9 protein-coding genes are annotated in these 12,295 nt (G+C 70.1%); 1 reads left to right on the top strand and 8 read right to left on the bottom strand.

The features are described from left to right. Positions 1 to 57: 57 nt before the first annotated feature. The 8 genes from rosag_RS21325 to rosag_RS21290 all read right to left on the bottom strand — a co-directional run bounded on the left by rosag_RS21325 (position 58) and on the right by rosag_RS21290 (position 9,225). On the bottom strand, positions 58 to 576 hold the full coding sequence (locus tag rosag_RS21325) for a hypothetical protein (protein ID WP_284352196.1): 519 nt from the start codon (positions 574 to 576) through the stop codon (positions 58 to 60). 4 nt (positions 577 to 580) lie between these two features. After that, the gene (locus rosag_RS21320) at positions 581 to 1,336 is read right to left on the bottom strand and encodes a hypothetical protein (RefSeq protein ID WP_284352195.1); all 756 of its coding nucleotides are present in this window, start codon (positions 1,334 to 1,336) and stop codon (positions 581 to 583) included. A gap of 121 nt (positions 1,337 to 1,457) precedes the next feature. Next, a complete protein-coding gene (locus rosag_RS21315) occupies positions 1,458 to 2,783 on the bottom strand; it encodes a vWA domain-containing protein (protein WP_284352194.1) in 1,326 nt (441 codons plus the stop codon). An 86-nt stretch (positions 2,784 to 2,869) separates the two neighbouring features. Further along, on the bottom strand, positions 2,870 to 4,138 hold the full coding sequence (locus tag rosag_RS21310; protein ID WP_284352193.1) for a hypothetical protein: 1,269 nt from the start codon (positions 4,136 to 4,138) through the stop codon (positions 2,870 to 2,872). Next, the gene (locus tag rosag_RS21305; protein WP_284352192.1) at positions 4,099 to 5,172 is read right to left on the bottom strand and encodes a helix-turn-helix transcriptional regulator; all 1,074 of its coding nucleotides are present in this window, start codon (positions 5,170 to 5,172) and stop codon (positions 4,099 to 4,101) included. Before rosag_RS21305 ends, rosag_RS21310 begins: the two co-directional genes overlap by 40 nt. Beyond that, entirely contained in the window at positions 5,169 to 6,284 is a 1,116-nt protein-coding gene (locus rosag_RS21300; protein ID WP_284352191.1) for a helix-turn-helix transcriptional regulator, read from the bottom strand. The genes rosag_RS21305 and rosag_RS21300 overlap by 4 nt, the downstream gene beginning before the upstream one ends. Before the next feature lie 288 nt (positions 6,285 to 6,572). Then, positions 6,573 to 7,379 carry a hypothetical protein gene (locus rosag_RS21295; protein WP_284352190.1) on the bottom strand — a complete coding sequence of 269 codons (807 nt, stop codon included), beginning with the start codon at positions 7,377 to 7,379 and terminating at the stop codon, positions 6,573 to 6,575. A 10-nt stretch (positions 7,380 to 7,389) separates the two neighbouring features. Next, positions 7,390 to 9,225 carry a hypothetical protein gene (locus rosag_RS21290; RefSeq protein ID WP_284352189.1) on the bottom strand — a complete coding sequence of 612 codons (1,836 nt, stop codon included), beginning with the start codon at positions 9,223 to 9,225 and terminating at the stop codon, positions 7,390 to 7,392. A 730-nt stretch (positions 9,226 to 9,955) separates the two neighbouring features. Here rosag_RS21290 and rosag_RS21285 point away from each other — a divergent pair. Continuing rightward, complete coding sequence (locus tag rosag_RS21285; protein ID WP_284352188.1) at positions 9,956 to 12,220, top strand: GmrSD restriction endonuclease domain-containing protein; 2,265 nt, start codon at positions 9,956 to 9,958, stop codon at positions 12,218 to 12,220. Positions 12,221 to 12,295: the final 75 nt, after the last annotated feature.

Genomic DNA, 12,295 nt, shown 5'->3' with positions numbered 1-12,295 from the left:
GGTCGCGTCGTCGCGGCCGACAATGCCGACGCGCCACTCAGGTTCGGTATGGAGCGGCTACGCCTCGACGGCCTGCTCCGCCTCCCCTTCTGGCGGCATCACCAGTCCACGCGGATAGGCAGGCATCGTCGGCAGGATCCCAGGTGGCAGAGGATCCCACCAGTCGGCGTATGCGACGGGCAGATAGCCCTGCTCCGCGATACCGAGCATCTCGGTGTACCAACCGACGTACGCCCAGTCGCGGCCGACCGCCGCCGCCGCAATCTCCGGGAAGCGTTCGACGAACTTGTCGGCCAGCACACGCGCCGAGTCGGTGCGGGCATCCTGCCACCCGAAGTACTCGTTCTCCATCCCGGACGTGTAGTGGGCGGTGAGCGCGGTGAAGTCGCGCGCCATCGCCCCGTGCGTGCGGAGGATGTTGGACGCGGGCGTCACGTTGCAGCGCCAGTACCCGCCGGACGGCGACATGCCGGGCATGACGCGCAGCCGCTGGTAGCCGCGCTTGTGCAGCTCGTGCACCATCGAGAGCACGCGCTGGCCGCGCCGTACGGAGGAGTCGGGGTGGTGGTTCGGCACCTGGTCAGGCCGTCTCGTGGTCAGGCGCGAGGTGCGCTGCGGCCATGGCGTCACGGAGCATGCGCACCTCCGCCGCGTGGCCCGCGAGGCCGGCGTAACGACGGTGCCGCACGCCGGCGTGGCGGAGACTCGGGTGCACCAGGGTCACAGCGGTGGTGCACAGGCCCTCAACCCTGGGGAAAGTGACGCCGGTCCGCACTGGACCGGCCGCGTCGAGGTGCCGGAACCCCCGCCCTTCCGTCCAGGGTGCCAGCTCGGGGGAGAGCGTGCCCACAATGGGCGGGACGTGCACGCCCAATGTGAGGAGGAGGGCCGGCCGCTGCGCGCGGAGCTGCCCGAGCAGGAATGCGCGGCAGTGCGCCACAAAATCGGCATCCGTAGCGCCAGGGAACACGCCGGTCGTCGCGGTGCCGGCGCGCAGCCCCATGAACAGGTTCGTGAAGAAGCACCGCTCCAGGGCGATGCCGACCTCGCACAGCAGGGCGCGCACGTTCCGCCACGTCGGCATCGTTTCCCGCTCGGCGCCGAGCCCCAGCGACTCGCGGTACCCGGACTCCGAGTGGAAGTCGTGGCCGAGCACCATGACGCCGCCGACCGGGAAGTCGGGCAGCCGGTCAGCACCTGCGCCCCACAGGCCGTACCCGCCCGGGAAGAAGGCGCGCCCCGGGATGGGCGCCGGCACGGAGACAACACCCGCGGGATAGCCTGTCGGCGGGGCGTGCGATCGCCAAAGTCGCTCGGCCGGGTGCACGTAGGTCATGCAGAAAGGGGATAGGACTCGCCTGGGCGCCGACGTCGGCAACGGCGATTGTAGGGTGCGGATCACCGATCGGTAAGCTCGGCAGGGGCGTCTGGACCCCCGAACCGGCTTCCCCGGCCCGTCAAGCGCGCGGGGGCGGTCTGCGCCGCAGCGTGGCTCGGGTCCCCTCCTTCCCCCGGTTCTGCGCGTACGCCATCTGCGCGAGGTACTTCGCGTCCGCTGCGGTGACCCGCTCCTCGGCGAAGTGCGAGGCCATGGCCTCGAGGTCCTCGACCTCCTCCGCGACTCGAAGGTCGCTCCCGACGTACGGTGCGGCTGCAAGGGCGGCCTCGGCGAGCAGGTGTGCGCCCTGCTGGAAGTCGCCGGCCTCGCGCGCCCGGAGCGCCGCATTCCGCGCAGCGGCAGCCTGCAGCAGCACGCGCTCGCGCACGATCGTGGGCTCGGCCACGCCCGTTGCGCCGAGCGTGGGCGCGACCGGCAGGCGAATCTCCTGACGCTCGATCCCCCCATCGGGGAGCACGACGTGCGCGTGCACCACGAGCTCCCCAACCGCCGGTGGCGCCCACGCTCCCGGCACTTCGCCGGGCGGGAGCGGCACGAACAGCTCCACCAGCAGCGCCCGCGGCTCGCGCGCGTACAGGTCGCCCAGCTCCACGCGGGCGCCATTGGCATGCGGTGCCGTGGGGTAGTCGTGGTGCACGCGAACGAGCCGCACCGCGTCGGCGGCGCGCATGTCCACCGCGACATTCTGCGCCGCGAGCGACAGCAGCCCGTCGATCTCCTCGCCGAACACGTCGGCCGCCTGGTCGGGCCGCTCGATGTAGTACGTGCTGCCGCCTCCGGCGTCTGCCATCGCGCGCAGCAGCGCCTCGTCGTAGCCCTCGCCGAAGCCGATGGTGGTGGTCGTGATGCCCTGCTCCCGCGCGGCCCGGCACATCCCGATCAGCGTCGCGGGATCCGTGATCCCCGCGTTCGCGAGGCCGTCGGTCAGGAGCAACACGCGGTGCATGCCGCCCGCATCCGCCTGCGCAATTCGCTGCGCCGACAGCGTGCGACCGACCAACTCACGGCCACGGAGCCAGCCGCCACTCAGATTCGTGGAGCCGCCGGTCTCGATCTGCTCGATCTCGCGCGGGAGCGCCCGCTGTGCGTCGCCGGTCGCCGGCTCCGCAACCGTGGACACCTGGTCGGCGTAGGCCACCACCGAGACCACGTCCTCGGGTCGCAACCGGCGCACGAGCATGGCGGCGGCCCGCCGTGCCGCATGAAGCGGCTCACCGCTCATGGAGCCGGAGCGATCGAGAACGAGCGAGAGGTTGAGCGCGGCGCGCCCTGGCTCGGTGCCCGGGTCGGCGGAGAGGGTGAGCAGCGCGCGCACCACGTAGCCGGCACAGGTGCCGTCGGGGGCGGGAACGAGGTCGTAATCGGCGACGAGCGTAGTCTCCACGAGCGACTCTCCAGGGGTGGGAGGACGCCCCCACGATACGAGACCCCACCGACAGTCGATCGCCGCGCCCGCGCCCGCTCCCGGCGTCAGCCGGTCAGTGCCCGGACCCGCGCGAGCTCGTCCAGCATGGCCGCGCTGCCGACACCCAGCTGCGCGTCGCGCAGGCGCCGGGCGTCCTCACGAGTCACCGGCTCGCTGTGCGCCGCCGGGTTGCGGGCCTCGCTCAGCTGGCGGAGGATCGGCGGGAGGCTCGTCGTCACCCACGCCGCGTTCGCGACGTGGCGCGACACCGCCGCGCGGAGGTCCAGATTCTCGCCGAGCGCCTTTCCTAGGGCGCCGAGACTGGGCGCCTGCCGCTCGAATACGTCCACCGGGCGGCCATCCATGTTGACGCGCCGCGCACTGGGCGAGAACCGATGTGCCACGGCCCCGAAGGCGAGCCCGAGGTGGACCTCATACGCCTTCGCGAGGTTGACGATCACCGGCGAGAAGTCGAATGCCGGGTCGGCGCGGTGGTCGCGGAAGATCTTCTCGGCGGTGGCCACGAACTGGCGCGCCGCCGGATCGAGCGCCAGCCAGGTCGCCTCGCCCAACACGTCGTCCCGAAGCGACGCCGCGACCGCACCTACGCCCGAGAGCTCCGCGTCGAACTCCACCCACGGGCGCCCCTCGGTCAACCGGAGCCGGGTGCTGTGATCGAACCACCGTGCCCCATCGTCGCGGGTGACGAGCAGCGGCAGCTCCACCATCCCGCCGTAGAGCGACACCGGACGGCCGGCGTAGCGCGTGTTCCGCAGCTTCCGCAGCTCGGCGACGACAGCCCGCGTGTCGTCGAGCACCACGCGGCGGATGTCGAAGAGCAGGAACCAGCAGTCGCAGTGCACCTCATCGGTGTAGACGCCGGCTGGCAGATGCGCCCGTTCGCCCGGATGGAGCCTGGGATCGTCCTGTGTGACCTCGCCGACGTGCGCCACGTAGAGCGACCGGTAATCGGTGAGGTACAGCTGCACCTCACGATCCGGGGCGAGCGAGACCTCGTGGTCGCCCGGCGATGTCACCCCAGCGGCAGCGCGCAGATGATCGTCCACGGCCAGGATCTCAGCCAGGTGCGGGAGCGGCTGCTGCCGGTGCGGCGAGCGCATCTTCCCCCACCAGACGTACACGTCATCCTCGTCGTGGTCCGCCCCCTCGCCCGCCGCGTGCGCCTGCGCGAGCGCCAACAGGTGGCGCGCGGTCGCCTCCATGGAATCCGGCAGCCGCAGCGGATCCCAGACGGTCAGGAGATGCGGTGTCGGCGCGCCTTGCACAGGCGCCGTCACGTGGCGCCTGCCGGCGTCGTTCCCGGGCTGCTCCACGGTTCGTCCAGACTGGCGAGCATCGCGTCGACCCGTTCCACGAGGGCCTGGCGCACGCTGTCGGGCCCGAGGACCTCGACATCTGGCCCATACTGGAGGAGGTGCCGAACCGCCCAGTTGATGTCGGCGAGCGGATGCTCCAGCGTCAGCGACCCATCGTCGTCCAGCGGCCTACCCTCGCGCTCCGCCACCCAGCGCGCGACGCGCGGCCCGTACCGAACGACGAGCGTCTCCGGCGGCGCGTCGGTGACGAAGGCCCGACCTTCGCGGAAGACCGCGCGCACGTCGAAAGACTCCGGTACGGTGAACGGTTCCGCCAGGGCCACGGCGGACACCACGCGGTCGATCCGGAACACACGTAGCGCGTCGCTCGTTTCGCAGCGTGCGACCAGGTACCAGGCGCCCGACGCGACCACGAGCGCATACGGCGCGACGATTCGCTCCGATGCGTCGCTGACCTCGGCTTTCCGGTACGCCAGCTGCACCTTGTGGCCGTTCAGACGCGCCTCGCGGAGCACGGCGAGCGTCGCGGTGCCCGCGGCGTCCAGCGGGGCCGCCGGACCGGCCGTCGAGACGTCGAGCGCCGCCGCTGTCGCCCGGGTGCCCAGCGCCTCCCGGAGCCGCGCCCGCGCCCCGTCGATCGCGCGCTGCCCCTCCGCGGGTCGCTCGGCCGCGAGCACCGCGAGTCCCAGCTCGAGCGCGCGGAGCTCCGGCACCGTGAGCCCCATGGGGCGCAGGAAGTGGTTCGTGTGCACCTCGGCGGTCTCGGTCTCGACGAAGATCGAGAGCCCGTCGACGAAACCGCCTGGCGCGTCGAAGCGCGAGGAGAGCGACTGCAGGTCCCGCAGCCGCGTGCGCTCGTCCACCCCCGCGTGCTGGGCGAGCTCCGCGATCGGGTGCGGCTCGCCGTCGGCCACGTGCGGCACGAGGTCGAGGATGCGGCGCAGCTGTGCGGCGGCAGTGTCCGGCGTGCGCCGGCGGTCCTCCGTACGCGGTCCGGTGCGAGGGGCCGGCGGGTTGTGGGGCGGGATCATGGCGCGTCCCCCGTCACACCGGCACCGCGGGACGAGGCTCCTCCATGCACGCGCCATGTCCGCTGCAGCTGCTCGCGGTACGCGTCCACGAGTGCCGGCGGTGCGACGGGTCGCGCCTCCCCAGCGAACGTCAGCAGCCACCGCACGAAGGCCTCCCGTCGGCGCACACGAAAGCGACGCCGCGCGATGCCCGCCCCGTCGACCGGCTCGCCCAGTCGGAGCGCCGGCAGCGTGGCGCCCGTCTCGGCTCGGAACTCCACGACCGCGACCTCCTCCTCACCGTCCCCGAGCTCCCACGGCTGCCGCGCCCGCGCGTGATCGCGCAGGCGGAACGACGCCGGCACCTCGAAGTCCGGTGACTGCGGCCGCTTTCCGTGGGAGGACACCTCGGAGATGCGGCTGACGCGGAAATTCCGCAGCCCCGCGGTCCCGTCGCCGCGTGCCGGATCGCGCGCCGCGAGGTACCAGTGGCCGCCGAGGAAGAACAGCCCCCACGGCTCGACGGTACGCGTCGTGGTTTCGTCGCGCTCCATTGCGCGGTACTGGAATGTCACCGTCTTGCGCGCGAGGAGCGCCTGTCCGAGCGCGTCCAGCACCGCGGGATCGGACGCCGCGCGTGGCGGGAGGAGCGCCACGTCCTCGCCCGCACCGGTGTCGAGTGGGAGGTCGAACGCGAGCTTCCGCACCGCGTGTCCCGCATGCTCGGCCAGCGCGGGATCGCCGAGCGCCCGCGCGCGAGTGGCCGCCGCGGCAATCGCGCCGAGTTCCTCCGGCTCGAAGGCCAGCACGCGAAGCGACTGGTAGCCCCAGCGGTCGATCCGCTGCGGAGCGGCGGACGTGGTGCGGCCGCGCGCTGCACCCGATCCGCCCACCGCGTCCGCGACAGCCAGGTATGGGAGGTAGAAGTCGGCCTTCCGCAGGCGGTAGCCGGGTTGCTCCTCGCCGGGTACGGTCTCGATCGGCACGCCGAAAGCGCGCAGCTCGTCCTTGTCGCGCTCGAACATGCGCAGCCGTGCATCCAGCGCGCGTGCCTCATCGCCGTAGGCAGGGACGGCGCGGGCCAGATCGTCGAACGTCGCGGGCCACTGGTGGGCGAGGAGCGCCGCCAGCAAGTCGATCCACCGCTGGATCTTTGGCGTCTCGCGCTGGGAGCGCGTGCCGGACGCACCGGATGGTGGGTCGGATGGTGTATCCGATCCGTCGACCGGAGCAGGAACGTGTCGCACCATCTGCGCTCTCCGGGCCAGGGGTGCGCGTCGCACGCCGATGGGCGGGCGCAGGCGCGAACGGGGTTGTTGCGCTCCGGCAGGCCAGCCGTGCGCGCCGGGCTGAGAGCGGCGGCACTGGCTCTAGGCGCATTCCGCCACGGTGCGCAGGACGCGACGCCGCGGCGGAATGCGTCAGCAGCCCACGTCGGCGGCGTCGGCGATCAGGGTGCGGTACCGGGCAGGATCGAACTCGGCGCCTGACGCGGTGAGGTATCGACGCCAGAACTCTCGCGCCGCGATCCCGCGCGGCGACGACACGTCGGCGCCCGCCACGACGACGCACACGCCCTTCAGGTCAGGCAGACGGCCCTGACTTTTCGCGTCGGCGACCCACCCGGCGTCTGGAATGCCACCCGCCTTCTCCATGTTCAGCGTGTGGGTGGCGTTGAGCATGTCGGACACCAGGAGCAACGTGGTGCGGCGGTCACGCGCGCTGTGCGCGTAGTCCGACGCCCGCTGCAACAGGGCGAGAATATCGGTCGACAGCACGGGGCGCGCAGGATCCGGCTCGAAGAACCCCTCGGCCATCATCCGTGCGCGTTGCTGGAACTGCGCCAGGCGACGCTTCTCGTTCCCGCTCGGCGCGTTGGCATTCCGGGCCATTGGGGCGTCGTCCGTCCACTGTCCGGCGCTGTCCGAACGCGATCGGTACGTCTCGACGATCGTCAGCCGATCACCGAACGTCAGCTGGCCGACCAGACTGTTGACCAGGTCACGCCCCTCCTGACGGCGCGTGGGCGTCAGGGAGCCCGAGACGTCGACTCCAACGATGTAGAGACGCGACGGGCGTACGGCCGACGCCGTCGACGTCGTCGTGTCCGGCGCCCCGACATCGGACTCCGCCCGGGAAGTGGAGCAGGCGCTCCCGGTCAGCGCTGCGACCAACGCGGACGTGAGGACGGCGACCTGGCCCGGCCGTAGCGGGATACGCGGAATCACGACAGCACCTTCAAGCAACGGGTTCCACAGCGCGCATCTGGCTGATGCGCGGCGCAATCTGGGCGAGACGCGCGATCAGGTCGTTCAGCTCCTGCACGAGCCGAGCGAACTCCGCCGGCTCCGTGAAGGCGAGCGACTCGTCGATCGGCGGCAGCTCGAGGACGGGCGGCTCGTCGAAGGCCCGGATGTTGGCCGGGTCCAGGCCCCGGCGGCGGGCGTTCTCGCCGCGGAAGAGCGGGAGCACGCTCTCGAGTCGCTTGAGCTTCGACTCCCAACCGCGCATGGGGTGGGCGCGGAGCAGATGCTGGACGTGACCGATCGACCCGTGCGCCTGACTGACGGCGGTGCGCGACTCCGCGTCGACCGTGACGAGCTCGCGACGGAGCTCGTTGCACCGCTCCCGCAGCTTCACGAGGTCCGGGTGCTCGCCCTTCCCGTCGCCGAGGTCCGCCTTCGCGTTGCCGAACCCCAGCATCGCCGCGGTGGCGATCAGGCCCAGATTGAGGAGGGCGATGGACCAGTTGTTGAGCTGCACGGTGCGCGCGTACGCGGCCGCGTCCTGGTGACGCTGCAGCGCCTCTTCCCGCAGCTGGACCCGGGTGAGCGCCTCGTTCATCCCGTTCCGATCCCGACTTGCCTGCGCCTTGGTGAAGTCGGCACGGGCGGACGCCAGCGCGATCGAGTCCTGCGCGACCCGGGAGTCCGCCGTGGCGGCAATCTGACCGCGGGACAGCGCAAGGAAGCCCAGCACGCACAAGACCCCGAACAGCGAGATGGCGACCGAAACACCGTGTTGGCGGCGATGCGTGCGGACCACACCCAGCGACAGCGGGTGATCGTCCTCGCGCAGGGTAACCAGCGGGCGCAGCGACTTGCCGAACTGCTTTCCGAGCAGGACCAGGACGATCACGGCGACCGCGGCGACGAGGCCCGCCTCGACGTTCCAGACGAGATTCCGCGCGAACAACTCGAGGCCCGCCAGCCAGCTCGCATCGTCGATGTTCTGCGCCGCATTCGCGCCGGCCTGCTCGAGCGTCGCGTCGAGTGGCAGCAGGAGCCGGAACACCGGGAAGTTCGCGAAGAACTCCACACCCGCGAGCAGGGCGGCGCAGATCCAGAACACCGGGTTCGGGACGAACGCCGCGTAGCGAACCGGATCGACCTTCGCCGCCTCCACCTCACGGCGCAGCTTCTCGATGCGCGCGCCCCGCTCTGCCAGTTCGTGGCTCACGGTTTCGAGCCGCGCGACCCGACTACGCAGCACGCCGACGTGCTCTCCGAGCTGCTGACTCGACTTCTCGATCGCATCCTGCATCTTCGTGCGAACGCGGAGCTGCCAGTCGCGGAACGTCTGCGCGCAGCGCTTCGCCAGGACCTGCTCCGGCTGGAGCGGTTCGGTCCGCGGGACGTCGTGGCGCGGCAGACCCTTGTCAGCCCATGCGTCCGCCCACTCGACCGCCTGCTTCTCGATGCCGCCGACCTCCCGCTCGAACCAGTAGTCGGTCTTCTTGGTGATGGCGTGCACGCCTGACGCGGCCCCGTCGCTGTCGGCGAGCGGATCGTCCACGACGATCGGCCGGGCACCGTCCAGCGAGACGGTGGTGATCACCGGCAGCGGGGGCGAGCCAGTATCCTCCGAGCCGCCGTCGCCGTCGACGGCACGGCTGCCCTGCTGCCGGTAGGCCTCAGACAGACGCGCGTCGCCGGGTCCGGGGCCGGCAGCGGGGCCCGGCGCCGGGCTCCGCGAGTCAGCCGCGCCGTTATGCGGGCCATGGCCGTTGCGCCGTCGGTCGAACAGGCTGCGGAACGCGTTCGCCGGTCGGCGGGCGGTGGAGTCGTCCGTCATGGATCCCCAGGTGCGGCGGCACCGCGCCGGCCGGAGTGCGTCCCCCGGACCAGGTCGCCGTGCCGTGGCCAAACGTTTAACAACCTGTAACGCTACAGGCCGCCGGGCAATAGCGTGACTTGGGTCACGGCGGCTTCTGCCCCTCGCGATTCTAGGGCGGCCCCCCAACACTCGCTCCGAGCTGCCGCGGGACAAGGCCATAGACGCGGAGCACGACGAGGTGGCGGTCACCTGCCAGCGGCCGCCCGGTCCAGATCGGACCAATTGTCTCATGGCCGCATAGCAGGAGCAGACCGGCCTCGATCGGTCGCATCCCCGTGTGCGACCTCGCGGCACCGTGGACGCTCCAGAGCGGCTCCGGAGCGGACACAAAAGGAATCGGGCGGCTCGACAGGCCGGCCGACGTGCAGCGGTGTGCGTGGGTCCTTTCCGCGGGCGCCTCCGATCCGCGCCCGTTGGCCCTTGATGGCGGCTGCCGCAGAGGGTGCTGGGGTCTGAGGGTCTTTCCGGTCCCCCGCTGATTAGCCCTCTGCCCCGCACCAAAGTCTTCGGCGACGTTGGCAAACGTCCGTCTTTCGGGGAACGCTGCGCCGTACAACATTGCCGGTCCCGCCCGACGCCGCTGACGGCGGCCCCACCGCGCGAACGACTGGCTCACCGACCAGCCCGACGAGGGGCTCCTCGGGCAGCAATCGAAGCCGTCGTCCTCCCGCCGTTCGACACCCTCCACATGACCAACACGCTCTTCAAGGAAGTCGGCTACTCGCTCTCGAAGTTGATCGAGGACATCCAGATGGGCGAGATCGGCCTGCCTGACATCCAGCGCCCGTTCGTGTGGAAGAACGCGAAGGTGCGGGACCTGTTGGACTCGATGTACCGCGGCTACCCGGTCGGGTACTTCCTGTTCTGGGAGAACCAAGTCGGAGAGAAGACGAAGCAGATCGGTACCAACGGCCACCAGAAGGTCCCGCACCTTCTCATCGTCGACGGGCAGCAGCGCCTCACGTCGCTCTACGCGGTGCTGAAGGGGATCCCGGTGGTGCGAGAGAACTACGAGACCGAGCGGATCGAGATCGCGTTCCGACCCACCGACGGGACGTTCCAAGTCTGCGACGCCGCCATCCGCCGGGACCCGGAGTACCTCCCCAACGTGTCCGAGCTATTCGGTCCGAACGCGAGCCAGTACCGGATCGTCGGCGAGTACCTCGAGCGCCTCGAGGCGCATCGGAAACGGAACGGAGTCGAGCTAACGTCGGATCAGCGCAAGGCGTGCGAAACCGCCCTTCAGCGCCTGTTCTCGCTCACCGGCTACCCGTTCACCGTCCTGCAGCTCGCTGCCAACATCGACGAGGAGCAAGTCGCCGAGGTGTTCGTCCGGATCAACAGCGAAGGGAAGAAGCTGAATCAAGCCGACTTCATCCTGACGCTGATGTCGGTCTTTTGGGAGGACGGCCGCAAGGAGTTGGAGAGCTTCTGTCGCGCCGCGCGACATCCCAGCAAGTCGGGTCCGAGCGCGTACAATCACTTCGTCGAGCCCTCGCCCGACCAGCTCCTCCGCGTCGCCGTGGGCATGGCGTTCCGCCGCGCACGGCTCAAGTCCGCGTACTCGGTGCTCCGCGGCAAGGACATGGACACGGAGGTCTTCAGCGAGTCGCAGCGTGACAAGCAGTTCGCGCGGCTGCAGGAGGCGCAGGCGCATGCGCTCAACCTCACGCACTGGCACGACTTCCTTGGCGTCCTCAAGCAGTCGGGTTTCACGGGCGCGAATCTGATCAGCTCCAAGACGACCGTCTTCTACACGTACATCCTCTTCCTGATCGGACGGATCGACCTCAAGGTCAACCCGAACACGCTCGGTCGGATCATCGGACGCTGGTACTTCATGGCGTCCGTGACGTCTCGGTACACCGGCGGCTCGCCCGAGACGCTGATGGAGCGCGACCTTGCCGGGCTGCGCTCTGCCGCGTCGGCGTCGGACTTCCTTGCCTGGGCGGAGCGGGCGATGGCGGCGGAGCTCACGGAGGACTTCTGGGCCGTCACCCTTCCGAACCGCCTCGACACGTCCTCCGCCACGAGCCCCCTGCTTTTCGCATACCTCGCGTCGCTGAACGTGCTGGACGCGCGCGTGCTCTTCTCCAGGAAACGCACCCGCGATGTGCTCGACCCGTCCATCAAGTCGCCGAAGTCCGGGGCCGAACGGCACCACCTCTTTCCGAAGAGCTACCTGTCAGGCCTCGGCTTCACCTCGGCGCCGCAGACGAACCAGATCGCGAACTACGCGCTGGTCGAATGGAATGACAACATCGCGATCTCCGACACGCCGCCGTCGGAGTACTTCCCGAAGTACTGGAGCCGTCACACCGCCAAGGAACGCGCGGATCAGGCGTACTGGCACGCGCTCCCCACCGGCTGGGAGCAGATGGAGTACACGAAGTTCCTTGAGGCACGGCGACGTGGGATCGCCAAGGTCATCGCGGATGGGTACCAGCGCCTCACCGACGGTGAGACGGTTCCGGCGGATGCGGACACCTTCGAGGCGCGGATCAGTCGTGGCGAGGGGCCACTTACGGAGTTCAAGTCCACGCTGCGAAGGAACCTGCATACGGGTCAGAACGACCCGAAGATGGAGCACTCCGTACTGAAGACCCTCGCCGCATTCCTCAACTCAAAGGGCGGCACGCTGTTCGTGGGCGTCGACGACGCAGGTGCGCCGATCGGATTGGAACGCGATGGATTCGAAAGCGAGGACAAGCTGGCTCTCCACCTCGACAACCTGGTGAAGAAGTACCTGGGGAATAGCGTGCACGCGTGTCTCCGGCCTGCATTCACGGACATCGGAGAAACACGCGTGCTCGTCGTCGAGTGCGACCGCAGCGACCGACCGGTGTTCCTGCAGAATGGGTCGGCCGAGGAGTTCTACATCCGCGCGGGCGCGTCCTCGCCCGCGCTCCCGCCAAGCCACATGCACGAGTACATCCAGCAGCGCTTCAAGTGAGACGCTGCGTCGGGATGCCGTTCGCGAGGGGATCCGAGTGTCCGTCGCGATGCACTCGAACATGACCACTGGTGG

Source organism: Roseisolibacter agri (genome assembly GCF_030159095.1).
Taxonomy (GTDB): Bacteria; Gemmatimonadota; Gemmatimonadetes; order Gemmatimonadales; family Gemmatimonadaceae; genus Roseisolibacter; species Roseisolibacter agri.
The sequence above is the reverse complement of the archived record's forward strand: the minus strand, read 5'-3'. Positions and strand labels throughout refer to the sequence as shown.